The sequence below is a fragment of the Streptomyces sp. NPDC053048 genome, assembly GCF_044547045.1.
Taxonomy (GTDB): Bacteria; Actinomycetota; Actinomycetes; order Streptomycetales; family Streptomycetaceae; genus Streptomyces.
This window is the reverse complement of record NZ_JBITZS010000016.1, coordinates 1-21,871: the sequence shown is the minus strand read 5'-3', so window position 1 is coordinate 21,871 and position 21,871 is coordinate 1. Positions and strand designations below refer to the sequence as shown.

The window sequence follows — 21,871 nt, the reverse complement described above, 5'->3', positions numbered from 1 at the left end:
AGGTGGAAGCCCATTTCGAGGGTGTAGGGGCCGGTAGTGGGTAGTGGGGTGTGCCCCATTACCCACTACTCAGTAGCTGTGGGTGACGGTCAGGCGTAGTCGGGGTGGAGGTAGACCGACTGGGGTCCGTTCTCGCGGTAGACGAGCTGTCCGCGGGCGACGGCGTCTTGCAGTGCCTGGCGGACGGTCTTGCGGTCACGCTTGACTAGTCCGGCGATCTGGCCGACCTTCATGCCCGCCGAGCTGGCGGCCTGGATCGCTTCCAGGGCCTGGGGCAGCCAGTCGGGCCCTTCCGCCGCGGGGGTGGTGGGCGGCGTTGGGTCGGCGGTTTCCTCGTGCGGGGTCGCGTCCGCCGGCGGCTGGTGGTCGGGGGCCTTGCGCTCGTAGGACAGGCCCAGGGAGCGGGGGCGGCCGCCGGTCTTGTCGTCCCCGTTGCCGCCGTCGCCCGGATCAGGCCGGCCGGGGGCGGGGCGCTCGGGTTCCTCGGTGGTGCCGAAGCGCTTGTCGATCTCTGCCATGAGCTGTGCGGCGAGGACGTCGGGGTCATCGGTGCCCTTCCGCTCGTACGACAACCCCAGCGAGCGGCGGCGGGTGTCGGGCGCCGCGGGGGGCTCGGTCCGGTCGAGGATGGTGGTGGTCGTGGCTGTCGCCGAGGTCTCGCTGTCCTCAGGGTCTTCGCCGAGGCGTGCGGCGTTGGCGGCGGCGGCGAGCCAGCCCGCGCGTTCGGGGCTCCAGCGGTCGCGGTAGTCGTCCCCGGCGGCCTGCGCCGAGATGTCGTCCAGCTCGATGCGGCGGCCGTTGGTGGCGAGGACGACCTTGCGGACCATCGACGGCTGCGACTTCCAGCCCTTGAACTCGGTGGCGGCGAAGCCGTTGGCGCCGCTGTCGGCGATGATGCCGGCGCCCTTCTCGTTGAGCTGGGAGGTGTCGATGCGGGCCCGCGGGAAGAGCTTGCCGACGTTGTGGCCGCTGTTCTCGCCGGAGGTCAGCGCCGCCGAGACGGGGCTGAACCGCTTGACGACGGTGTCGCCGATGGTGGAGACGTTGCCGTCCACGGCGGTGAGCACCTTGCGGATGCCCATCGCGCGGGTGGTGCGCATGCCCTCCCGGATGAGCTCGGCGAGCTCTCGCTTTTCCGGCTCGCGCCGGTTGTTGGCGTGGGCCAGGATCTCGGCGCCCTCGTCGATGAGGATCTCGATCTGCGGCAGGTCCGGCGAGATGGGCAGGAGGGTGGTGTCCGCCTTCCGCATCAGTTTCTGGTAGTGCAGCTGGCGGGCCTTGTTGATGCGCAGAGCGGCCTTGAGCATCCGGATCGCTTCCTTGGGGGTGGAGGCGAGCCAGTCGATGCCCGGCCGGGTGTCGGCGGGCGCCTTGTCGTCCGGGTCGTCCGGCTCGATCAGCCCGCGGGCCTCCAGCCACGGCGTCACCCAAGGGATGCCGACCGCGCCCTGCTTGAGGTCGATCACCCAGGTGACGACGTCGACGCAGCGGGCGAAGCCCGCGATGATCACGTCCATGAACGTGGACTTGCCGGATCCGGGCGGGCCGAGGATCAGGGCGCACGCCTCGCGCAGGAAGACGGCGATCTCTTCCCCGGTGGGTCGCAGGCCCCACGGGATGCCGGTGAGGAGGGACAGGGGGCTGTAGTCCTCCGGGTACAGCACCTCGTCGCGCATGATGTTGCGGGTCATGACGTCGAGCACGACCAGGCCCTGGGCCTCGCCCTCCTCGACGCGGACGGTGCAGCCGAGCGGCAGGCGGGCGTCGGCGGCCAGGGCGCGGGAGCGGGCGCCGATGCGGTCCCAGGTCACGCCGCCGCCGGGCAGCTCAGCCTCCAGGGAGTAGCCGGCGCCGGTCTCCCAGAACTCCACCGCGATGACCTTGACGTCGACGGCAGCGACGCGCTTGATGCGGTCCTGCCACTCGCGGGCGATGACGCGGCGCTTGGAGTCGAGTTCGGCGGCCGCGGCCTGGGCGGCGGCGGAGAACCGCTCTTCCTCGACGATCTCTTCCCAGGCGGCGGTGTGCGAGGCGGCGGCCCAGGTGCCCACGCCGAGTGCGGCCAGGGAACCGGCCGCCGCCCAGGACAGCGGGCCGTGGGCCATGGCCCAGGTCGTCCAGCCGCCGGCTACCAGCCACGAGGCGGCGCGGGTGACGACGGACCGTACGGTCAGCTTGCGGCGGACGCTGTGGCCGATGCCGTGGCCGAGCGCGCCGGCCGCGCCGATGACCAGCGGCCAGCCTTCCGGCATCCCGGTCGCGGTGCCCAGCAGGGCGACCGCCGCGGCGCCGGTGGTCGCCGACAGGGCGCCGGTGATCGGCCCGTGTCCGCGGGCCCAGTCCAGCGGGGGCAGCCGGGTGTCGTCGCCCGGCTTCTTCTTCGTGCGGGTGAGTTCCTTGGGGGAGCGGCGGTCGCGGCTCATCGTCTTCTCGCTCATCTTCCAGAGCTCCTACAGGGGGTGAAGGGGCCGGGCCCCGCACACGCCGTCGTGTGCGGGGCCCGGCGGAACGGCGGGGCAGAGGGGGCTAGTTGTTGGTGGTGTCCCACTTCTCTTCGGCCCCGTTGCGCGGGTCGGTGTGTCGCTTGATGTCCTGCTCGTGGACGACGCAGAAGACCTTGAACGCCTCCTCCGCCTGGTCGATCGCCTGCTGGAGCGCCTTGTAGATGTCGTCCAGGGCCGCGCCGACCTCGGGCTCCAGCGGGAACTCCTCGTCGGCCTTCTTCGCGAGGATGGCGAAGGTGTTGGCCACCGAATCCAGCGCGTCGGGGAAGCCCTGGATGGTGTCGTGGACGTGCATCATGCCGTCGGGGTCGTACGCCTGCGCCGCGGCTTCCATGTCGGCGGCGGACTCATTGAACAGGAACCCGGGGCCGGCGGGGGTGGACATGCTGGTGGAACCTCCTGTGCTCAGGTGGTGGCGAGGGGCGCGGCGGACCTGCGCCGCCACGGGGTGGTCGTCGCGTTCGGCGGCGGCCTCGACAGCCGTCTCGTACTCGTCGCGGATGGTGCGGTCGCGCTCCGCGCGGGCCCGGTCAGCGGCGTTGGCCAGGCGCCGGTAGACGCGCGGGCCGAGGTACTGGAGCCAGTTCCAGCCGAGCCGGACGCCGATGGGGTGGGTGATCAGGCCGATGGCGAAGAAGGGGATGCTCAGGCCGGCGGCCAAGAGCTTGCGGCCGTAGCAGCGCAGCGCCGAGGCGGTCAGCCGCCGCCACATCCGCATCCGGGCACGGGCCCGCCGCCGGACGTCCCGCAGCCGGGAGAGGCGGCAGGCCGTGCGCTGGTCCTGCGCCCGGCGGAACCGGTCCCGGGCACGGCGCCGGGCCTGCCGGGCGCGCTCGCGCATCGACAGCTGCCGAGCGCCGTCCCGGCGGGCGGCCGCACCACGGCGGCCGCCTCCCTGGTTCTTGCCCTGCGTCGCCCGCCCGCCGCCTCCAGCGGCGGCGGGCTTCGGGGACTTCCGCAGGCCCAGGCCCGCGGTACGGCCCGAGCCGGAACCGCCGCCGGTGCCCTTGCCCTTGGCCGCGCGGCGTGCGGCCTTGCGCTGGGCCTTGGCCGCCCGCCGGGCGTCGCTCAGCCGACGGGCGTCGGCGGTGTCCTTCGCTCGCCGCTGCGCCCGGGTGGGGGCGGCGGCCTGCCGGGCGGCGCGGACGGCCTTGACTGCGCCGAGTGCTCCCCGGGCGTTCTTCGCCGCGCCGGCCGCGGCCGCCCGCCGGTGGGCGGTCTGGCCGGAGGCCCGCAGCGCGCGGGCACCGCTGCGGCCGCCGGTGCCGCTGTTGCGGGAGCCGGAGGCGGAGCCGCTCCGGGCGCGAGGTACTTTGCCGCCGCCGGCCGCACTGCGGCGGCCGCCGAGACCGCCGGAGGTGGAACCGGTGCGGGTGCGGGCCGATCCACTGGCGGACTTCCCGCCGGTGGCGCCGGTCCGGCCCGCGGCGGTCTTCGCGGCCGCGCGGCGGGTCAGCGCGGTGGCCCCCATGGCGGTGACGGCCAGGCCCGCGGCCGCCAGGCCGGTCGTCGCCGCCCCAGCCGTCACGACCGCGGCGGACACCGCGGCGACCGTGGAGTTGGCGCCGATGACCGTCAGCGGTACGGCGGGGATGCCGCCGGGGATGTGCGGGGTCGGAGTGGAGGGACGGGCGGCCGGCGGCGCGGACTCGGGCCCGTCGGCCCCGTCATCGCCGCCGTCCGGGTCCTCGTGGAGGTCCTCGTCGAGGGCGGGGTCGTCCGTGGTTGCGGTGCTCACTGCTCCTCCTTGCGGCGGGGCAGGGCCGGGACGGGGAAGAACTCGTCGGCAGGGGTCTCGATGTGCTGGGTGCAGACCGGGCAGGTGTGCCAGGGCTTGCTGCCGACGCGGGCCTGGATCCTGGCGAACCACGCGCCGGTCAGCCCCTCGACGGCGATACCGAAGAACATGGCCACCCCGAGCGCCAGGCCGAGGCTGTGTCCGGTGGGCACGGGCACCAGGTCCGGGAGCACCTGGTTGAAGTCGCCATGGGCGTACAGACCGGCGATTCCGCCGGCGGTCAGGGGCGTGGCCACCGCCAGGGCCTCGACGGCGACGGAGGCCAGGAAACGGATGGCGGACAGGAGTCGGGCAGACACGAAGTCTCCAAAGAGGGGAAGGTCCCCGGACGCGCCCCGGCAGGGGGCGGGGCGCGTCCCGAGGAGAGGGAAGCGGCGGGGTCAGCGGCGCTTGGGCCGGGTGATTCCGTGCTCGGCGAGCGCGGTCGCGAGGAACGCGCGGGCGGTGCCCGGCCTGCATCCCAGACGCTTGGCCGTCCGGCGCGCGGACGGTTCCTTCATCAGGTCCCCACCGGCGTCGAGGACCTCGGCGACCATGGCCCGGACCGTCTCCAGACGGTCGTCGGCGACCTGTTCCCGTACGGGGTCCGAAACCGCGTCCTCCCCTTGCGGGAAGCGGGTTGTGGCCTCTTCGGGAACCGCTTCCGCAGGCGGGCGGGAAGCGGTGAGCGGATGCACCGGCACGCGGTGCACCACCCACCCTCCATCCGCTCCGGGAACCACCAAGGCCACCGGCAGGACGGGAGCGGGAACCTCTTCGAGCGCATCGTCGGACGCGGTCTCGACGACCGTTTCCGGCTCCGCCTCCGCCGCTTCGGGAACCGCCGCGACGGAGGGTGTGCCCCGCCGGATCCAGCGGTGCCGGCCGTCCCAGGACTCGGCCAGTGAACGCCGGTACGTGGCCCGGCGAGCGGCGCGGATCTCGCGGATCGACGGCTCGTCGGGAGCGGCCCCGTTGGCCCGGGTCCACACCGTCTCGTACGCCGTATCCATGGAGACGATGGTGTTGTCGGCCAGCCGCCGGGCGCGCCGGACGAGGACCGGGTGACGACGACTCAGCCGCCGCCACCGGTCGGCCTCCTCCGCGGACTGCTTCGACAGCGCCGCCTTCTTCGAGCGCATCACCACCAGCCACAGAACCACGGCGGCCAGCGAGGCGAGGGCGTAGGCACCGGCCCGATAGGCGCCGGCGGCCGAGTGGTCCTCGATCAGGTGCCCGGCCGCGTTGATAGCCGCCGCGGTGACGGCGGTGATCACCGTCGACCGCAGCAGCCACCGGTGCGGGCTCTTCTGCTCGATGGCCGCCCCGGTCAGCCCCGCCAGGGTGAGGGTCATGCCCTCGGTCAGGACCGGGACACCGACGGCGCCCATACCCATCCCGAGGGCGGCGGCCGCCGACGCCTGCCCAGTCCAGCCGAGGATCAGGGACACGGCCACGACCGGCAGGCCCCACAGCGGCATGTGATGGGCGATCTTGACCTGGGCGTTGTGCCAGGCGGCGCGCCGGTCCTTGCGACGGCGACTTCGGAACTTCTCCCGGGTCTCGCGCTTCTGGTGCTTCCGGGCGAGCTTGGCGTCGCGCTCGTCACTCTTCATCTGGCGCCGGTGCTCGCGGTCCTTGCGCCGCTCTTCGCGGTCCTGCCGCCGGTCTTCGCGGCGTTCAGCCCGCTCGGTGCTGCGGTCCCGACGCCGCTCCTCGCGCTGCGGCGACGGGCCGATGGGCACCTGCCCGTACGGCGGTTCGGCCGACGGGTGCCCGTTGTGAGTGGGCGGGGTCTCGGTGCTGTAGGTCGTCACCGGCGCGCGACCTCCTTGCGGACCGGCTCGGGCTGCTGCTCGGGCTCGGTACCGTCGGGCCAGTAGTGCGCCTGGAGTTCCGCGTAGTGCGGCGGCCGCGGCGGCTCCGGCAGGCGGCGGGTGCCAAGAATCCAGCCGGCCCGCAGATCCTTGTCCGGCGAGACCGGCGACCAGGAGGTGACCGCCGGGTCGAACCGGCGAACGGCCTGCTCCGCGGCCTCTCGTGACCGCTCGACGCCGCGGACAACACCGTCGTGGACGATGACCTCCACCGGCGCCTCCGCCACGGCGAGGTAGTGCTCGACCGTGCTCTGGAGCCAGCGCTCGACCGTACGGAGCGTGGCCAGCTCCTCCCGGACCTGCTTCAGCTGCGCGGCCAGGGACTCGGCCCGCTGCTCCTCGGCGCGCAGGTTGCGCTCCAGCTTGGCCGCCTGGGCCTGGGCGAGCAGGGCGCGCTCGTCGAAGTCGCGCAGCAGCTGGTCGCGGTCGGCCTTGATCCCGGCGAGGCGCAGCTGGACGGCCGGGATGCGGGCCTCGGCGCGGTCGCGCTGGACGGTCAGGGCGGCCAGCCGACGGGCGCGGATGATCCGGATCATGCGTGGGCCTCCTTAGGGCTGCGCGTGCCGGGGCGGGAGAAGTGGTGGGAGGCGGCGCGCACCGCGCAGCGGCCCGCGAGGCCGGCGGCCCCCAGGACCGCGGCGGCCTTGACCGCCGCGACCAGCGCGGTGACGACCGCGATCAGGGCGGGCTCCAGGACCAGGCCGACGCCGTAGGCCAGGCCCAGCAGGACCCCGACGAGGGCGACCAGCGCCGCCGGGTGCAGCTCATCGGCGCCGCGCACGACGCGGCGCCAGACGCGGGTGAATTCGGCGCGGATCACAGGGCCACCGCCGATCCGGCGGTCAGGCCGTTCTTCCCCGCGTCGCCGCCCGCCGACCGGCGGTTGGCCTCGCGGAGCTTGTCGGACAGGGCCTTGCGCTCGTCGTCCGTCATGCCGCCCACCCCCAGGCCACCGCCTCGTCCTCGATCTCGTCGAGAACCGAGGCCATGACCTCCAGGTGCGCAACGGCGTGGGCGACGTCGTCGAGGGGCAGGAAGCCGGAGGCGACCATGTCGGCCAGCGCCTCACGGCGGGCGAAGTCCTCGGTGAAGCAGGCGAGCAGCACGTCGCGGCGCTGCTGCTCGCTCAGGGTCTCGGGGATGTCGTACTCGCTGCCGGTGATCAGGTCGGTGTCGATGCCGAGCTCCAGCGACAAGCCGATCCGCGTGGCGGAGACGGTGAGCGCCGGCGGGATTCGCCGGACGACCACCGGGTCCGTCATGATGTCGTGCATGCGGGATCCACTCCTTGGATGAGATGGGTTCCGAAGTGGCCCCGGAGGCGGTGCAACGCCTGCCGGGGCCGCGCCCGTTTACGGGCGCCGGGAAGGTGCATGTCGGCCCAGACGGGCACGGCCGCGGCACATCCCCGTCGAGGCGGATGCGCCGGACCGAAACTGTCTGGACGTCCTCGTACTGGCTCTGGAAGTGCTGTGACCAGCACCGAGGGCGTTTCTTCTCTTCTCTTCTCTTCGCGCTCTGTTGAGTTCTCAAGGCACTGACGTTCTCCCGGCCTAGCCCCGAAGGACCGGTTCCGAGGACGCACCCGGGCACAGGAGTGCCCGATCCGGCGTAGCCACATCCAAAAGTTCGGTACGCAACTTGTGCCACTGGGGAGGACACTACTGGACTACGGCAGGCTTCCGTCAAGAGTTACGTACCTAACTTGCCGCGCAGAGGGGTCGGCGCGGTCCGGTTGTGTACCAAAGTCGGGTTCGGTGGGTACACTCAGCGGCCATGGAGAAGGCGAAGCGCGATCAACGGGCCACCGCCCGCTCGATCGCCGACGACATCCGGGCGCAGATCAGAGGCGGCACGCTGCCGCCGGGCGCGGTGCTGCCCACGAGCCGGGAGCTCGCCAGTCGCTATGGGGTCTCACACAAGACCGTCAGCGCGGGCATCGATGTGCTGAAGGTCGAAGGGCTCGTCGTCGGCGAGCGAGGTGGCCGGCGGCGCGTACGGGCCTCCCGGCCCATCACCTGGAACTTGACCAGCTCGGCGCAGGGCACGGCCGTCATGGACGACTGGGCCACCACCATCAAGGAAGCCGGCCGAGAACCCGCCCAGACGATCAGCGTCACCGCTGAGGGCGCGTCAGAAGAGGTCGCTGCCTGGCTGCACATCGACCCTGGCGAGGAAGTCGTCCGCCGCGAGCACCTCCGCACCGTGGATGGCCGACCGTTCCAGCTGGCCACCATGTGGTTCCCCGTCGCCGTCGTCAGGGACACCCCCCTCGCCGAGGAGCGGGACGTGGCACGCTCCGCCAACGTCTTGGCCCAAGCGGGACACCCTCAACAGCGCGTGCGGGACGAGATCGACGTGCGGATGCCGACCCCGGAGGAGGCCGAACGCCTGAACCTCCCGCCCGGGACACCCGTCGCCGAGCACGTGCGCATCGGCTACGGCGAGACCGCGCCCATCCGCGTAGTGCAGACGATCGCCCCCGGCGACCGACACCGCCTCGTCTACGAACTGGGGGTCTAATCCGCATCAAATACGGACGTTGTGTCAGGCGCGCCCAGGTGAGCTGGTATTGGCCCGGCAGCCGACACGTCGAGGGATACGATGCGCACCGTCACTCCAGATCACTGGAGTGACACGAAATGCAGAAGGCCCGGACCAAAAGGTCCGGGCCTACCAAGCCGGAGACTCGATCCCACTCGCCAAAGTAGAGCGAGTCGGCCGGCCAGAGTTCGCGGTAGCGGCTCAGGAGCGTTCCCCTTCGCTCGCGTCGAACCGCGTGCGGGTCCACGATAGCGGGCCCGCCGTGGGTTCGTGCAGTAGGTGTGACGTCCTGTTCCGCTGATCGCGGGAAGGCGACCAGGTTGCACGGCCTGAAAGATCAGGTTGACCAGGCATTTTTCCCCGCGGGGATGCCCTTTACCACCGACACCCCCTTGGGTGAAGTCCCAAGGCGTGGTGTTGCTCACATCACAGCCTCTCGTTGGTGCGGCGTCCGTGTTGGCCTGCTTGAGCGCCCCTCCGGAGAACGGATGCCGACCGCGGCCTCCCGGCTCGGCACAACTGACAGGGGTGCCCAGTGAGCATCCCGAAACAGCAGAGTGCCCCCGACGGCGAGCAGGTTGTCGAGCTGTACGGCCCCGAGGACGGCGGCTGGTACGAAACCCGGGTGAAGGACTGGGTCGGACTGTGCGCTGACCTCCGCGACGCCGATGTACGTGGCTACGTGGTCTTGCGCGGTCTCGTGATCGAGAAGTTCGCCAACCACGTCCGCAAGCTCACGCTCAACGAGATGTGCGAGCTGATCCCGGGCCCGAACGGGAAGACCTCCAGCCTCACACGTGTCCGCGACATGCTGCGGGCGCTGACCGCTGTCGGTCTCGTGACCACCCCCGAGGGGGAGCCGCTGACGACGTCCTCCAGTAAGAAGGCCGCCGACAAGCCGTTGCGCATCCGCATCAACGATGCTGCGCCCAAGGGCTACCAGGGGTGGCGTAACGCCGAGGCGAAGCTCCAGGCCATCAAGGCCACCGCCGGAGAGGCCGACGGTCCCCGAGCCGAGGAGCCTGCCCCCGCATCTGCCGCGAAGCCGTCCCGCAAGGCTGCCCCGAAGTCTGGTCGGAATTCCGACCAGAAGAAGGGGCCTGGTCGGAATTCCGACCAGGCTGGTCGGGATTCCGACCACGGTGGTCGTGATTCCGACCAGGACTCTCGTGATGACCTGCGGGAACGCGATCTTCCCGTGGTGTCTTCTAATGGATCTTCTCTCTCTGCTGAGGCCGCAGGTCAGACCGCGTCTCCGCTGCCCGCTGCGCGGGGAGAGAGAGACCAGGCTTCGCCGACCACCACGGTGCCGCCCCAGAGTGGGGCCAGGGGTCTGGAAGAGATGGCCCAACAGGTCGTTGCCGCGTATGCCGCTGCTGCCGCTGCCCTGAAGCTGCCAGCCCTGCCGGGCGAGCTTGATCTGGTCCGTCGGGAGGCGGGAGAGCTGTTGGCAGCTGGCGCAGCCGTCGAGGGGCTGGCCGAACTTGCCGCAGAGCTCCCGGCGAAGGGCTGGACGTCGCTGTCGAAGCACGCCAGGGCCAACCGCAAGCGTGCTGCCCGCCCGACCACGAGAGCCCCGGAAAAGACGCCCGTCGGTAGCCCTTGCCCGAAGGGCTGCGACGAGGGCTGGTTCGACTCGCCGGACGGCGCTATGGCGTGCACCTGCCTGCGCTCACGTGCCGTAGCGGTCTGACCTGCTCTACCGACAACACAAGGCGGCGGCCGGATTCCTTTGCCCAAGCCCGGCCGCCGCGACGGAAACCCGAAAGAGGATCTCCACCCATGAGCATCGCATCTCAGCGCGCCGGCGACGACATCGCGGTCCCCGAGCCGTTCGACGAACAGCAGGACCGGCAGTTCGATCGGGTACCACCGCAGGACGTCAACGCCGAACAGTCGGTCCTCGGCGGCATGCTGCTGAGTAAGGACGCCATCGCCGAGGTCGTCGAGGTCCTCAAGGCCCCCCGGCCCGGCGTGTTCTACCGGCCCGCCCATGAGCTGATCTACGCCGTCGCCTACCGCATGTGGACCGAGGGCGATCCCGTCGACCCGATCACCCTGGCCGCCGAGCTGACCCGGCTCGGCGAAATTACCCGCGCCGGCGGCGCCCCCTACCTGCACACCCTCGTCCAGCAGGTGCCCACGGCCGCGAACGCCGCCTACTACGCCGAGATCGTCCTGGAGCGATCCGTCCTGCGCCTCGGCGTCGAGATCGGCACCCGCCTTGCTCAGCGGTGCTACGCGGCCCAGGGCGACCCGAAGGACATCTACGACGCCGCGCAGGCCGAACTTCAGCAGGTGGTCTCAGGCACCGACGAGGCGCCGAAGACCTCCGTGGCCGACCGGTGGCAGTCCTTCGTCGACCAGCTGGAGGCGGGCGCCGACCCCGATGCCCTCGACACCCCGTGGGCGGACCTCAACGAGGTCCTGGAGATCAAGCCGGGCGAGCTGATCACGATCGGCGCGGCGACCTCCGGGGGTAAGTCCCTGATGGCGGTGAACTGGGGCACGCACGCCGCCCTGCGCCGGGGCAAGCAGGTCCTGATGTTCTCCCTCGAGATGGACGGCGCCGAACTCCTGGCCCGCATGACCGCCGCCGAAGCCAAGGTCAACCTGACCAAGCTGATCCAGCGCAAGGGCCTAACCGACGACGACTGGAAGAAAATCGCCAAGGTCAGCGACCGCATGCAGAACGCCCACAACTTCAAGATCGAAGACAGCGGCTCCGCCACCCTGGGCGACATCCGCGCCCGCGCCCGCTGGATGGCCTCCCGCGGTGAGACACCCGGCCTGATCATCGTGGACTACCTCCAGCTCATGAACGCCGAGAAGGAAGCCGGCAACCAGAATCGCGCCCAAGAGGTCGCCGCCATCTCGCGCGGCCTCAAGCGGATCGCCATGGACTTCCGCGTCCCGGTGATCGCACTCGCCCAGTTCAACCGGGGCAGCGCCGGCCGTCAGCCCACGCTGACCGACTTCAAGGAGTCCAGCGCCATCGAGCAGGACTCCAACATCGTGCTCATCCTGCACATCGAGACCGACGCCGAAGACCAGCCCGTCCGCCCCGGCGAAGTTGACGTGATCGTCGCCAAGAACCGCAACGGCGCCCGTGGCCGGAAATTTCCACTGGCCATGCAGGGGCACTATGCCCGCCTCGTCAGCATGGCACGCCCCTGACCTTCACGTGTAGGGTCTCACGCCCCGTGTCGTAATCTCACGGCCGATGTCGTATGGCTGTCATATACGACATCGTCGTGAGACTGGCGAGGAGTTGGGCCCTCGGTTCGCTCGATGGTGTGGGCGATTTCCAGTACCTCTGGCGACGGTACCGCCGCCGGGTTCAAGCTGTCATCAGCTGCTTGGAAGCGTCGTGATCCGACGCTGAGGAGTGGGGGTGGTCTGATGCCTGTCGAGTCGACGGCGGTGAGTTTCCGTACCCGAGGGCGGACCTTCGAGGACGAGACCTGGACGGGTGTCGGCAGCGCCGTCCTCTCGGCGGCGATCCCATGGAGAACGTTCCGTTGGTACAAGGGCCAGAGGCACTATTCGGGGACCTACTGGTCTGCGACGATGCGCGACCGGGCCTGAGCTGACCCCGATCGCAGCTGCCTCCCTCGCCGAGTGGCAGCGGGCCCGCGACGCAGGCCGCCTCGACGAGTACGACAGCAGGTTCGGGATCACCGCCGAGCTGCCCGTCTCGGAATGGGAAGGCCACGCCCCCGAACAACTCACCTTCGAGGAGTTCGAGGAAGTCTGGGGTCCTGCCCGTCGCCAGATTGCATCCCGGCCCGGCTGACCGCTCGGCCCCGCGGAGGCTTCTTGGCATCATCGCGGCATGACCCCGACCCTTCCCCGCACCGTTCGAGCCGTCGACACCACTCAGCTCCTGGACCTGGCCCAGGAGGCCGCCATGCATGGCTTCAGCCAGCGGCTCCCGGTCGACTGGCTACGAGAGCACCTCGCCGCAGAGGCGACGCACTACCTGTTCCCGACGCTCGTGCAGCGGCTCACGCACCGTCCCGAGGTGTCGCTGCAGTGGCGGTGTCAGCAGCTGCTGACCGTCAGCACCGGCGAACAGGTCTGGGGTCTCCTCGACGTCCTTCCCGACACCTTCGACAAGATCCCGGAGACCTTGGACGCGGAGTCCAAGAAGGACATCGTCAACCGCATCGAGCAAGCAGTGAAGGTGCGGGAGTGGATGGAACGGACGGCCGCCGATGCAGGCTCATGAGGTCCGGCGCAGCCGGCTGGACAGCCTGAGGAAATGACACCGATCTGAGACAGCCGCCTGCCGACACGTCGTGAGACTGGAGGGGAACGTCCAGGTCACAGCGTCGGCACATGACACCGAAAGCGAGAACCTACAACGTTTCATCCCCGGTGCCCCGGGCCGCCGCACGTCGGTGGCCCGGCCCGTCATCGATACGGAGAAAGAAGATGAGTAAACAGTCCAATGGGGTCACGGCAGCCCGCTGGAACACCACCGCCGTGCACAGCGTCGGCTTCCTCGACCGCGAGAAGCGCCACCCCTTCTCAGAACTCCTGGCGGCCGCCAGCGAGTACTTCGCCGAGCAGGAGGCGTCCGGAGAGCTCTACAGGGTCAAGGACGTCCGGTACCGCATAGGCGGAGGTGGCGTGCCGATCCTGGAGGTCGACGTGGTGGAGGACGTCCAGCTCGCCACTGCGGAGGAGGAGGCCGAGTACTACCGCTTGAAGGCTGCCCGGGAGGCCGAAGCGGGCAGCAAGGCAGGGACCGCCGAGGCGTGATCACTGTCGAGACCGTTCGCACGAAGCGGCACCCCGACGCAGAGCAGAACCGTGGCGGGCCGCGCCGAGCCGGTCGACCGGGGTGCCCCGGAGAGGGCAGACTCGGGGGAGACGGAAGGGGCACACCGATGAGCGCACAACCCGTGCACTACGGCGACAGCGGGGCGCCGTCGATCCCGCGCACCCAGAACGGGGTGGCGGAGGCGCTGCCGCCGGCGGACCGGATGGAGTTCTACCGGGAGATGGGGCAGGCGGACGAGCACGAGCTGCTGGGCGTGCTGCGCCGCTGGTGGCTGCGGGCCACAATGTACGCCGACCCCCTGCCGGAGTCGGTCCGTACCGCCGTCGAGAACGGGACGGCTCCCGGACGGCCGGCGGCCGCGGTCCTGCGTGAGGCCCAGGCGGCGCGCGAGGCTGATAGCCGGTGAGCGATGAGCACCACGAGTGGGAAGACGGCGACGAGGCCGAGGAGGACCGCATCCAGCTCTCGCCCGCCGTCTTTCCGCTGCTTGCCCCCGAGGCCTCGGCCTCGGTGTTCTCCGCCGTGATGAACCTGATGGTCGAGCTGCGCGAGCACCCGGTCCCCCCGCTCGCGCACCCGGTCTCCGGCCGGCCGGGCTGGTTCTCGGTACCGCTGGCCCGGGACATCGGCCTGGCCGAGTACCACGTGCGCGAGGGCGAGCCGGGCGACGACGGCCCGCGCATCTACATCGCCCGCATCGTGGTCTCGGACGACTGGCCCGACTTCTGACCCGGAGCGCGACGGCAGCTGTCCGGCTGCGCCACCGTGATGGACGGTGAACAACTGGGAAGGGGCCCCAGCGAGTACGTCTCGCCGGGGCCCCTCCTGCATGCCCTCTACAGGCCGTCGACGCTCTGCTTGACGCGGTCGGCGTCCCAGGTGCCGGCTTCGAGCATGGGGCGGGTGAGGATCTCGTAGGTCTGCAGGGCCATGGGGGCGGCGTCGGCGCCGTGACCCCAGGCGGATTCGAACCGCTCGCGCCAGCGGGCCGAGTCCTTGAAATACACGCTCGATCGCCCGCGGGTGTATTCGGCGTCGCCCTGCTCTTCCTCGACGAGAACGGCGGCGGCCGCGAAGACGATGTAGTCCACGGCCTGCTCGGGCCGCAGGTGCTCGCGGACGGCGAGGCCGCAGGTGACGCCGAGCTGCCGGTGGGAGGCGATGAGCGCGAGCAGGTCGCGCGCGTAGGTCTCGCGTGCGAGGTCGTCGCGGTGGGCGATGAAGAGCCGGTTGATGGTGCCGCCGGCCTCGATCATCTGCCGGTTCGCGGCCATGTACTCGCGGCGCCTGGTCAACAAGGAAGGGTCGGTGGTCAGGTCGGCCGCCAGGATTTTCTGGGGCTCGGACTGGGCCTCGATGAGCGTCTTGACCAGCATCACCGACAGGCGGGGGACTTCGCTGGCGTAGACCCTCATGTGCCCGTCGGCGATCTCGGAGTACTCGGAGATCAGCTCCCTCTCGGCGTGCGCGCGGACAAGGTCGTAGTAGCCGGGGTCATCCATGGACTTGAGGTTATTGGCCCGGCGCAGCGTGATGAACCGCTTGCGCAGCCATAAATGGGTGCCGACCAGGACCAGGACGATCACTGTCTCGACGATGAGCAACAGGTTCTTGATGTCCGGCTGGGCGGTGGCCCAGGCCGCAACCGGGGTGACGATGCCGACGATCCCGAGCAGGTTCGTCAGGGCCGGCGATGCCAGGGCGTCGATGGGCCGGGCCGCCGACCGCTGGGGTGGTGCAGACACGATGGAGTTCCCCCTCCTCGGCCCAGGTCGGGCCACGCTGTGATTGCCCGCCTCAGCCGCTCGCCGGTATGGGCAGCGGGATGTCGTAGGTGACCTCCCACCGCTCGTCCGGGACGACGATGTCCGCGGTCTCCACCGGCCGCCCCGTGGTGTCGTAGTGCGTGCGCATGATGCGCAGGGCCTGCGCCCCGGCGCGCATCCCCAGCAGCTGCGCCTGGGCGTCGTCGAGGCGGACCGGGCGCGGAACCTCGGTGACGCGGCTGACGGTGATGCCGATGTGGGCCATGCGCTCGACGACGCCGCGGCCGGCCAGGGGTCCGCCCTCGGGCAGGACGATGACGGTGCGGTCGGTGATGGCCATGGGCTCCCAGCTGGTGGCCAGCAGTACCGGCTGCCGTTCGGCGAGGAACTCGTACACCGTCCGCACGCACGCATCGCCGGGCGTGATCGCGAGGCGGGCGGCGATGTCCGCCGGGGCCGGTACCTTGGCGAGGCTGTCCGATTCCCAGATGCCCTCGAAGCCGGCCGGGGCCACGCCGGGGCGGGGCACGCCGGGCGGCGGGGTCCGCAGCATCGTGCGCTTGTCGTACGTCGGGCGCACGAAGGTGCCCGCACCCGGGCGGCCTTCCAGCAGGCCCTCGGTGATCAAGACTTCCTGGGCGCGGCGGACGACGTTCTCGCCGACGCCGAACTCGGCGCCCAGCTCCGTGCGGGAGGGCAGCTTGTGGCCCGGCGGCCAGGTGCCGTCGGCGATGCGTTCACGGAAGGCGGCCGCGACCCGCTCGTAGGGGTGCGGAGGGGTACGTGACGCACCGTCGCTCATGCCTCTCCTGCCCCAGGAATGTTGATCTCTACCGATTGACAAATCTAGTCACTAGCTTGAAAACTAGTGACTAGTACCACCCTGTGTCAGATTCTTGGGCCGATCGGGGTGCAGTGGCCTACGACCCGCAGATCGCCGTCATCCACTCGGCGAGCGCACAGCTCACCGCGCTGTCCGGCGTCCCGCCCAGCGTCATCGACGAAGGCAACGCCGTACGCATCGAGATCCCCGTCACCAAGACCCTCCTGCGCCACTGGATCCATGCGATCCCCGTGTTCTACCTGGGCTCCGAGTTCGGCCTGACCGTGACCGAAACCGGACAGACCATCTGGCTCCGCTTCGAACTGGGAAAGGGCACCAGCCCGTGACTCTCCAGCTCTTCCCCGCCGCCCAGGCCTTCTTCAAGGGCCACGGCGCCGAGAACGACTTCATACTCCTGCCCGACCCCGACCACCGCTTGGTGCTGTCCGCCGACGAGGTCCGACGCCTGTGCGATCGGCGCACCGGGATCGGCGCCGACGGCCTCCTGCGCGCTGTACGGACCGCCGCCGACCCCGAGGCCGCCGCGATGACCGCCGAGGCCGAGTGGTTCATGGACTACCGCAACCCCGACGGCACCGCCGCCGCGATGTGCGGCAACGGGGTACGCGTCTTCGCCCGCTACCTCGTCGACAGCGGCCTGGCCCCGCCCGGCACCGTCCCCATCGCCACCCGCGCCGGCGTCCGGCACGCCCGCGTCCCCGCCCGCGCGCACGACTTCCAGGGCCCGGTGACCGTCCTGATGGGCCGCCCCCGCCTGCCCGGCCCCGGCCACATCAAAGTCACCGTCGGCCGCCGCCGCTGGCCCGCCCTCCACGTCGACATGGGCAACCCCCACGCCGTCGTCATCATCGACGACCTCGAGCACGCCGGGGACCTTCGCACCCCGCCCGCCGTCACCCCGGCCAGCGCCTACCCTCACGGCGTCACCGTCGACTTCGCCGTGCTCGGCAGCGCGCGCCACCTCCAGCTGCGCGTCCACGAACGCGGAGTCGGCGAGACCCGCGCGTGCGGAACCGGCGCCTGCGCCGCCGTCGCGGCCGTCCTGCACAGCAGCAGCCGCGCGGCAGCCCGAGCCGGCCGCTACACCGTGGACCTCCCCGGCGGCCGCCTGCACGTCACGGTGACCGCCGACGGAGCCCTCGAGCTCACCGGCCCTGCCGCGATCGTCGCCCAGGGAGCCGTCACCCTTACCTCCCCAGGCGTGCCGCGCCCCTGGGCCCGGCGGCCGTCGCCCTGGCGGCCCTGACCGCCCGCCAAGCCCGCCCGGACGAATGCCGGAAGGCCCGGACCCCCAGGGGTCCGGGCCTTCCGGCATTGTCTCTCCCGGCTACGCGGCGACGGGCCGTCCCGCTGGTGCGCTCGCGGCGGCGGGTTGCGGCATGAGGGCATTCCGGTGCCGGCGGACGACGGAACCTGCGCCCCACAGCAGGGCCCGGGGCAGGAAGTGGGGAGGCGCCAGATGGCGCTCGAGGGCGGGCAGGTAGCTCCAGCGCACCGAGGGGTGGGCGGAGTGCGCGTAGTGGTACAGATCGCCGTACGGCAGCCAGGTCGCGGCGGCGAGCGCCGCCAGCAGCCGGCGACGCGGGTACAGGCGCAGGCAGCGCCCAGCCTCGACCTCGGCCGGGGAGCCGGCACGCGGCTCGGGGTCGAACCAGGTGTGCTCGACGAGCAGGCTGAGGTGGGCGAGCTGGGGGTAGAGCAGCAGCCGCGGGACGAGGACGCCGTAGACCAGGGCGGCCGGGCCGCCGATGAGGAAGGCAGTGGCGAGGAGGGCGCCGACGGCGGCTGCGCGGCCGGGGGAGCGGCGCAGGCTCGCTGCGATGGCGGTGATGGTCGCCCGGATCCCGCGCGGGGTCAGCGGGTACAGCAGCGCGAGGGCGAACTGCATGCGGCCGACGCCCAGGTGAAGTCCGGCCTCACGGAGGTCGGTGATGTTGGGGTCGGTGGCGAGGGTCGCGTTGGGGTGGTGGTCGCGCACATGCCGCCGACGCCTCACCGCGATCGGGGGCAGCCCGAGCGGAAGGTGCGCGAACACCTCACCCAGCAGCCGGTTCGCGCCGACGGTGCGTGCGAGGACGCCGTGGACGGCGAAGTGGCTGATCTCCTGCAGATGCCGGAAGGCAACGGCGACGCCGACGGCGGCGACGGCGGCGGGCAGGAGCCCCTGGGCGGCCAACAGCCACCAGCCGGCGATCTGCAGCCACTGCCCGGCCAGCAGCAGCACCGGGGTCCAGTTGTTGGCGCGGGCCCGCTGAAGGGGTATCAGCTCGGTCGCTCGCGCGGTACGGGGACGGCCACGGGTGAACCACACCCGGTCGACCTGGCGCAGAACGACGCCCGCAGCGACGAGGGCTAAGCACAACGGCATGAGAAGTCCTGGGCAGACGGGAGGCGGGCAGATCCCCGCCAGTCGTCACACACAGTACAATTAGTCACTAGTTATCGGGGCGCCAGGGCCCGCACCACATCGGGCGTGATGGATCCGACGCTGAAGACCAGCCCGTCCGTCCCGGCGAAGCCGACGCCTGTTTCCCGTTTCCCGGGGCGGGCGGCCCGGACCGGCCGCCCCGGCAACCGCGACCGGAGAAACAGACGCTCACCATCGAGACCGTTCGTACGAATCAGCACCTCGACGAGGACCAAGCCGCCCGCGTCGTCGGCCTGTGGAACGCCGCCGACCCGGATACGCGTGAGATCCTCGACACCGTCGCCGGTCTGCCACCAGAGCATCGGCGAGCTGTCAACGAGCGGTGCGCGGCCCGCTTGCGACCCGGCCGCTCGACGTCGGACATGAGTGTGAGGGCCGTGGGTCGAACGCGGAGAGGGCTGGTCTTTGAGGCCGCGCGAGTCTCCATCGGTTATCGGGTCTACCCCAACTGCGTCGCGGTCGAGATCTTTTGACTCATCGGCCATCCCTGATACAGGTGTTCGGCGTGGGGCTGGTTGTGACGCTTTGTGAACAGAGACACCTGGTGGTCATGGGTATGCGCGAGGCGCGGTCTGAAAGCTGGCCACCGTGACACGAGCCGCTCACGAACCAACTCGTCAGAAGGGGGTCCAGCCCACTGGTGTCAGGAGACCTGGATCCAGCATGCTGCCAGCAGGAGCGGGGGTAAGAGTCGGAATGCTGGCTACTCCGTGCTCACCTTCTACCTGGATTGTCACCTGGTAGGGAACCCTGTACAAGTGTCCGCGTTTGGCGGCTACCTTTGCCTTGAGGATGAGACACCACGGAGCATTGCCGTTATTCTGGGCGGCGAACTGGGGCTGGTTCTGTGTAGCGAATTCCAGCACCGAGAAGTCCACAGCCACAAGAGAGTCTTCGTCGCTGCTTTCGGGTCCAACCCGAAATGCTCCAAGTGATGCTGTGACGACCTGACTCGTGTTGATGTTGGAGAAGTCCTGGATCTTTCCGATGGGGAGTTCGGGTTGTGGAGCACCGGGTGCACGGCCGTATGGCACGTAGGAGACCAGCTGTTCAGGATGGATTTCACCGTCGTCGCTGCCCCATACAAATGAGATTGTCCCGGTGTGGATGATCATCAGCGCGTTCGCCTCGTCGGCGTTCTTGTAGGTGATGAACATGTGCTGCGGTTCCGCTACATCCTTGGTTGGAACAAGTATGGGCATGAGTCCTCCTCTGTGATGAGGTCTTTAAATCCCCTTACTTGCAAGTTGACTCCCGCCAACACCGGTATGCAAATTGGGTCCTTCTGGCGCAGAAGGACCCAGGCTGCCGACTGAATCGTATGGGCCTATCGAAGCCATCACGCTCGGCTTGCTCTTCAAGTTCAACCGCTGTGGAGGCTATGAGCATGAGATGGTGGAAGACCTGCGCCTGCTGGGGACCGGCACGGCGGAGGGGCGGTTGCAGGCACTGGCCGATCGCTGCGGACTACCCGGATGACCACGCGCACGCTCTACCTCGTTGCCTCTGCTGCCCCGCCCGCCGCCTCGACGTGCCCATCCGCATTGCGCAGGCCGCCGGCTGGGATGCCTGCGCGATCTTCACGCCCTCCGCCTACCGGTGGGCGAGCGAGGACTCCGACGACCAGATCGAGGTGCTCGAGAAGCTCACCGGCCACCCCGTCCGGCACCAGTACAAGCTCCCCAGCCAGCCCGATCTGCTGCCGCCTCCCGACGCGATCCTCGCCGCGCCGCTCACCTCCAACAGCCTCAACAAGTGGGCGGCAGGGATCTCGGACACCCTCGCGCTCGGACTGCTCACCGAGGTGATCGGCCTGGGCCTGCCGATCGTCGCCCTCCCGCACTGGAACGACGCCCAGGATCGCCACCCCGCCGTCCCCACAAGCGTTCAGACCCTGCGCAGCGCGGGCGTGACCATGCTGCTCGGCGACGTTGGTTTCATGCCGCACAAACCCCGCCACGGTGACCTTGACGCCTACCCCTGGCAGGCCGCTGTCAACGCGCTGCCCAGCTGACGAGCGCCGTCATGCCTGCTGCTCCTGTGTCGTTCGAGGGGCGCCACGGCGGCACCGGGCCCTTCAGTGTTCGCGGCCGGTACCGCGCGGGAGATCGCGGCTGCGCCGGCGGGAACGCCTTCCTGGTGGGCGGCTGACCAGCACGCTGTCTCACCTCGTAAGAGGTGAGTTCGTGGTGCGGGTGGCCGTGGGAGTGCCGGTTCAAGCGATGCAGGGGCTCCGCCCCAACACCCCGGTCGCCAGCGACGACCGGCACGGCGGCACCACGGCGCTGGAGACCCGCGCCGCCACCCTGGCCCGGCAGGCCCTCGACCTCCAGCAGCGCGGCACCGCGACCAAGGGCGTGCGCAGCCGTCTCTACGGCCTGGCGGTCGCGTTCACGAGCAGCGCCATGTGGGCGGCGACCGATGGACAGCGGCTCGACATCGCCCAGGGCGGCCGCGGCAGGCTGGGCTCGGCGTCTGGGCTGATCTCCTGTGCGGGCGGGCCGGAGTCGGTACGCTCCGCCTCATGGAGCTGGAGACCGCGTTCCGTTCGCTCGACGGCACTGCCCTGGTGGGCACGGTGACGGTCCCGGAGGGGGTTGTGGAACGGCTGGCGGTGCTGGTGCACGGCGCCGGCGTCACTCGGGAAGGCGACTTTCTCCCCCGGATCGCGGCCCGACTCGCGGAGGCCGGGACGCGCTGCCTGCGCTTCGACCTGCGGGCCCACGGCGCCAGCGGTGGCCGGCCGCAGGACATCACGATCGCCGCAGTCGCCAACGACATCCGGGCCGCCGCGGACCACCTGCGTGCCGAGAGCGGTCTCGACCGGCCCGTGTCAGTGATCGCGGCCTCGTTCTCCGGCGGCGCGGCCGCGCTGCACGCCGCGCACAGGCCGGACGACGTCGAGCGCCTGGTCCTGCTCTACCCGCGGATCGACTACCGCGAGCGGTACATCACCAGCCGCCCGTACACCGACCCCGCCGGCTACCTGTCGGCCGAGGCCGCACAGGCCCTCGACGGGCAAGGCTTCACCGAGCACAGCCCGTTCGCCCTGGGCCGCGCCCTCCTCAACGAGGTCCACCACCTCGACCCGCAGGCCTTCCTGCCCGCGGTCAGCGCGCCCACCTTGATCGTGCACGGTACGAAGGACTCCTTCGTACCGGTCGACTCCTCCCGCCGCTACGTGAAGGCCTTCGGCGGCCCGGCGGAGCTGATGGAGCTCGAGGGCGCCGAACACGGATGCGCCGTGCACGGGGATCCGGAGTACCTTCACCCGCAGACGCAGGCGTGGCAGGCCGAGGTCATTGACCGCGTCGCCGGTTTCCTCGCGGCCTAGGCGGGCAG

25 protein-coding genes and 1 pseudogene are annotated in these 21,871 nt (G+C 70.6%); 14 read left to right on the top strand and 12 right to left on the bottom strand.

Going from position 1 to position 21,871, the window contains the following annotated elements:
• Positions 1-89 precede the first annotated feature (89 nt).
• The 7 genes from ACIG36_RS32125 to ACIG36_RS32095 form a co-directional block, all read right to left on the bottom strand.
• Complete coding sequence (locus ACIG36_RS32125; RefSeq protein ID WP_399935708.1) at positions 90-2,438, bottom strand: hypothetical protein; 2,349 nt, start codon at positions 2,436-2,438, stop codon at positions 90-92.
• A gap of 88 nt (positions 2,439-2,526) precedes the next feature.
• On the bottom strand, positions 2,527-4,242 hold the full coding sequence (locus ACIG36_RS32120) for a hypothetical protein (protein ID WP_399935705.1): 1,716 nt from the start codon (positions 4,240-4,242) through the stop codon (positions 2,527-2,529).
• On the bottom strand, positions 4,239-4,601 hold the full coding sequence (locus tag ACIG36_RS32115; RefSeq protein WP_399935702.1) for a hypothetical protein: 363 nt from the start codon (positions 4,599-4,601) through the stop codon (positions 4,239-4,241). The genes ACIG36_RS32120 and ACIG36_RS32115 overlap by 4 nt, the downstream gene beginning before the upstream one ends.
• An 81-nt stretch (positions 4,602-4,682) precedes the next feature.
• Positions 4,683-6,098 carry a hypothetical protein gene (locus tag ACIG36_RS32110; RefSeq protein ID WP_399935699.1) on the bottom strand — a complete coding sequence of 472 codons (1,416 nt, stop codon included), beginning with the start codon at positions 6,096-6,098 and terminating at the stop codon, positions 4,683-4,685.
• Entirely contained in the window at positions 6,095-6,694 is a 600-nt protein-coding gene (locus ACIG36_RS32105) for a hypothetical protein (RefSeq protein WP_399935696.1), read from the bottom strand. The genes ACIG36_RS32110 and ACIG36_RS32105 overlap by 4 nt, the downstream gene beginning before the upstream one ends.
• Positions 6,691-6,978 (bottom strand): hypothetical protein, encoded by a 288-nt coding sequence (locus ACIG36_RS32100; RefSeq protein WP_399935693.1) that lies wholly within the window; start codon positions 6,976-6,978, stop codon positions 6,691-6,693. The genes ACIG36_RS32105 and ACIG36_RS32100 overlap by 4 nt, the downstream gene beginning before the upstream one ends.
• Positions 6,979-7,087: 109 nt before the next feature.
• Entirely contained in the window at positions 7,088-7,432 is a 345-nt protein-coding gene (locus ACIG36_RS32095) for a hypothetical protein (RefSeq protein WP_399935691.1), read from the bottom strand.
• Between the two features lie 502 nt (positions 7,433-7,934).
• On the opposite strand from ACIG36_RS32095, the gene ACIG36_RS32090 reads away from it, so the two are divergent.
• From ACIG36_RS32090 to ACIG36_RS32050, 9 genes and pseudogenes are all read left to right on the top strand, one after another.
• A complete protein-coding gene (locus ACIG36_RS32090) occupies positions 7,935-8,681 on the top strand; it encodes a GntR family transcriptional regulator (protein ID WP_399935688.1) in 747 nt (248 codons plus the stop codon).
• Between the two features lie 556 nt (positions 8,682-9,237).
• A complete protein-coding gene (locus ACIG36_RS32085; protein ID WP_399935685.1) occupies positions 9,238-10,395 on the top strand; it encodes a hypothetical protein in 1,158 nt (385 codons plus the stop codon).
• An 89-nt stretch (positions 10,396-10,484) separates the two neighbouring features.
• Positions 10,485-11,879 carry a replicative DNA helicase gene (locus ACIG36_RS32080; RefSeq protein WP_399935682.1) on the top strand — a complete coding sequence of 465 codons (1,395 nt, stop codon included), beginning with the start codon at positions 10,485-10,487 and terminating at the stop codon, positions 11,877-11,879.
• A gap of 225 nt (positions 11,880-12,104) precedes the next feature.
• Positions 12,105-12,290, top strand: a complete 186-nt coding sequence (locus ACIG36_RS32075) for a hypothetical protein (RefSeq protein WP_399935841.1) — start codon at positions 12,105-12,107, stop codon at positions 12,288-12,290.
• Positions 12,283-12,498, top strand: a pseudogene (locus tag ACIG36_RS32070) (hypothetical protein); the annotation flags it as partial. The gene ACIG36_RS32075 and the pseudogene ACIG36_RS32070, both read left to right, overlap by 8 nt.
• A gap of 39 nt (positions 12,499-12,537) precedes the next feature.
• Positions 12,538-12,933 (top strand): hypothetical protein, encoded by a 396-nt coding sequence (locus ACIG36_RS32065; protein ID WP_399935679.1) that lies wholly within the window; start codon positions 12,538-12,540, stop codon positions 12,931-12,933.
• A gap of 206 nt (positions 12,934-13,139) precedes the next feature.
• The gene (locus ACIG36_RS32060) at positions 13,140-13,469 is read left to right on the top strand and encodes a hypothetical protein (protein WP_399935676.1); all 330 of its coding nucleotides are present in this window, start codon (positions 13,140-13,142) and stop codon (positions 13,467-13,469) included.
• A 128-nt stretch (positions 13,470-13,597) separates the two neighbouring features.
• Positions 13,598-13,897, top strand: a complete 300-nt coding sequence (locus ACIG36_RS32055) for a hypothetical protein (RefSeq protein ID WP_399935673.1) — start codon at positions 13,598-13,600, stop codon at positions 13,895-13,897.
• Positions 13,894-14,220, top strand: a complete 327-nt coding sequence (locus ACIG36_RS32050; RefSeq protein ID WP_399935670.1) for a hypothetical protein — start codon at positions 13,894-13,896, stop codon at positions 14,218-14,220. Before ACIG36_RS32055 ends, ACIG36_RS32050 begins: the two co-directional genes overlap by 4 nt.
• Before the next feature lie 107 nt (positions 14,221-14,327).
• Here the strand turns inward: ACIG36_RS32050 and ACIG36_RS32045 are convergent, their stop codons facing one another.
• Both ACIG36_RS32045 and ACIG36_RS32040 read right to left on the bottom strand, forming a co-directional pair.
• Complete coding sequence (locus ACIG36_RS32045; RefSeq protein ID WP_399935667.1) at positions 14,328-15,236, bottom strand: hypothetical protein; 909 nt, start codon at positions 15,234-15,236, stop codon at positions 14,328-14,330.
• A 52-nt stretch (positions 15,237-15,288) separates the two neighbouring features.
• Positions 15,289-16,059, bottom strand: a complete 771-nt coding sequence (locus ACIG36_RS32040) for a GntR family transcriptional regulator (RefSeq protein ID WP_399935664.1) — start codon at positions 16,057-16,059, stop codon at positions 15,289-15,291.
• Between the two features lie 113 nt (positions 16,060-16,172).
• On the opposite strand from ACIG36_RS32040, the gene ACIG36_RS32035 reads away from it, so the two are divergent.
• Together ACIG36_RS32035 and dapF are read left to right on the top strand one after the other, a co-directional pair.
• Positions 16,173-16,427 carry a hypothetical protein gene (locus ACIG36_RS32035; protein WP_399935661.1) on the top strand — a complete coding sequence of 85 codons (255 nt, stop codon included), beginning with the start codon at positions 16,173-16,175 and terminating at the stop codon, positions 16,425-16,427.
• Positions 16,424-17,347, top strand: a complete 924-nt coding sequence (gene dapF, locus ACIG36_RS32030; RefSeq protein ID WP_399935657.1) for a diaminopimelate epimerase — start codon at positions 16,424-16,426, stop codon at positions 17,345-17,347. Before ACIG36_RS32035 ends, dapF begins: the two co-directional genes overlap by 4 nt.
• An 81-nt stretch (positions 17,348-17,428) precedes the next feature.
• Here the strand turns inward: dapF and ACIG36_RS32025 are convergent, their stop codons facing one another.
• The 3 genes from ACIG36_RS32025 to ACIG36_RS32015 all read right to left on the bottom strand — a co-directional run bounded on the left by ACIG36_RS32025 (position 17,429) and on the right by ACIG36_RS32015 (position 19,731).
• Positions 17,429-18,469 (bottom strand): fatty acid desaturase, encoded by a 1,041-nt coding sequence (locus tag ACIG36_RS32025; protein WP_399935653.1) that lies wholly within the window; start codon positions 18,467-18,469, stop codon positions 17,429-17,431.
• Between the two features lie 71 nt (positions 18,470-18,540).
• Positions 18,541-18,831: a hypothetical protein gene (locus ACIG36_RS32020; protein ID WP_399935649.1), complete on the bottom strand. Its 291-nt coding sequence runs from the start codon at positions 18,829-18,831 to the stop codon at positions 18,541-18,543.
• 315 nt (positions 18,832-19,146) lie between these two features.
• A complete protein-coding gene (locus tag ACIG36_RS32015; RefSeq protein ID WP_399935646.1) occupies positions 19,147-19,731 on the bottom strand; it encodes a hypothetical protein in 585 nt (194 codons plus the stop codon).
• Between the two features lie 329 nt (positions 19,732-20,060).
• Between ACIG36_RS32015 and ACIG36_RS32010 the strand changes: the two genes are divergently transcribed.
• The 3 genes from ACIG36_RS32010 to ACIG36_RS32000 all read left to right on the top strand — a co-directional run bounded on the left by ACIG36_RS32010 (position 20,061) and on the right by ACIG36_RS32000 (position 21,863).
• A complete protein-coding gene (locus ACIG36_RS32010) occupies positions 20,061-20,543 on the top strand; it encodes a flavoprotein (RefSeq protein ID WP_399935643.1) in 483 nt (160 codons plus the stop codon).
• A 172-nt stretch (positions 20,544-20,715) separates the two neighbouring features.
• On the top strand, positions 20,716-21,111 hold the full coding sequence (locus ACIG36_RS32005; protein ID WP_399935640.1) for a hypothetical protein: 396 nt from the start codon (positions 20,716-20,718) through the stop codon (positions 21,109-21,111).
• The gene (locus ACIG36_RS32000) at positions 21,054-21,863 is read left to right on the top strand and encodes an alpha/beta hydrolase family protein (protein ID WP_399935637.1); all 810 of its coding nucleotides are present in this window, start codon (positions 21,054-21,056) and stop codon (positions 21,861-21,863) included. Before ACIG36_RS32005 ends, ACIG36_RS32000 begins: the two co-directional genes overlap by 58 nt.
• Positions 21,864-21,871: the final 8 nt, after the last annotated feature.

What these genes read in the sequence shown, in the direction of transcription:
- ACIG36_RS32090 (WP_399935688.1), top strand. Translation starts at nt 7,935, where the DNA reads ATGGAGAAGGCGAAGCGCGATCAACGGGCCACCGCCCGCTCGATCGCC.
- ACIG36_RS32020 (WP_399935649.1), bottom strand. Translation starts at nt 18,831, where the DNA reads ATGCTCTGGTGGCAGACCGGCGACGGTGTCGAGGATCTCACGCGTATC.
- ACIG36_RS32075 (WP_399935841.1), top strand. Translation starts at nt 12,105, where the DNA reads ATGCCTGTCGAGTCGACGGCGGTGAGTTTCCGTACCCGAGGGCGGACC.
- ACIG36_RS32060 (WP_399935676.1), top strand. Translation starts at nt 13,140, where the DNA reads ATGAGTAAACAGTCCAATGGGGTCACGGCAGCCCGCTGGAACACCACC.
- ACIG36_RS32125 (WP_399935708.1), bottom strand. Translation starts at nt 2,438, where the DNA reads ATGAGCGAGAAGACGATGAGCCGCGACCGCCGCTCCCCCAAGGAACTC.
- ACIG36_RS32105 (WP_399935696.1), bottom strand. Translation starts at nt 6,694, where the DNA reads ATGATCCGGATCATCCGCGCCCGTCGGCTGGCCGCCCTGACCGTCCAG.
- ACIG36_RS32080 (WP_399935682.1), top strand. Translation starts at nt 10,485, where the DNA reads ATGAGCATCGCATCTCAGCGCGCCGGCGACGACATCGCGGTCCCCGAG.
- ACIG36_RS32040 (WP_399935664.1), bottom strand. Translation starts at nt 16,059, where the DNA reads ATGAGCGACGGTGCGTCACGTACCCCTCCGCACCCCTACGAGCGGGTC.
- ACIG36_RS32025 (WP_399935653.1), bottom strand. Translation starts at nt 18,469, where the DNA reads ATGCCGTTGTGCTTAGCCCTCGTCGCTGCGGGCGTCGTTCTGCGCCAG.
- ACIG36_RS32095 (WP_399935691.1), bottom strand. Translation starts at nt 7,432, where the DNA reads ATGCACGACATCATGACGGACCCGGTGGTCGTCCGGCGAATCCCGCCG.
- ACIG36_RS32055 (WP_399935673.1), top strand. Translation starts at nt 13,598, where the DNA reads ATGAGCGCACAACCCGTGCACTACGGCGACAGCGGGGCGCCGTCGATC.
- ACIG36_RS32065 (WP_399935679.1), top strand. Translation starts at nt 12,538, where the DNA reads ATGACCCCGACCCTTCCCCGCACCGTTCGAGCCGTCGACACCACTCAG.
- ACIG36_RS32000 (WP_399935637.1), top strand. Translation starts at nt 21,054, where the DNA reads ATGGAGCTGGAGACCGCGTTCCGTTCGCTCGACGGCACTGCCCTGGTG.
- ACIG36_RS32015 (WP_399935646.1), bottom strand. Translation starts at nt 19,731, where the DNA reads ATGCCCATACTTGTTCCAACCAAGGATGTAGCGGAACCGCAGCACATG.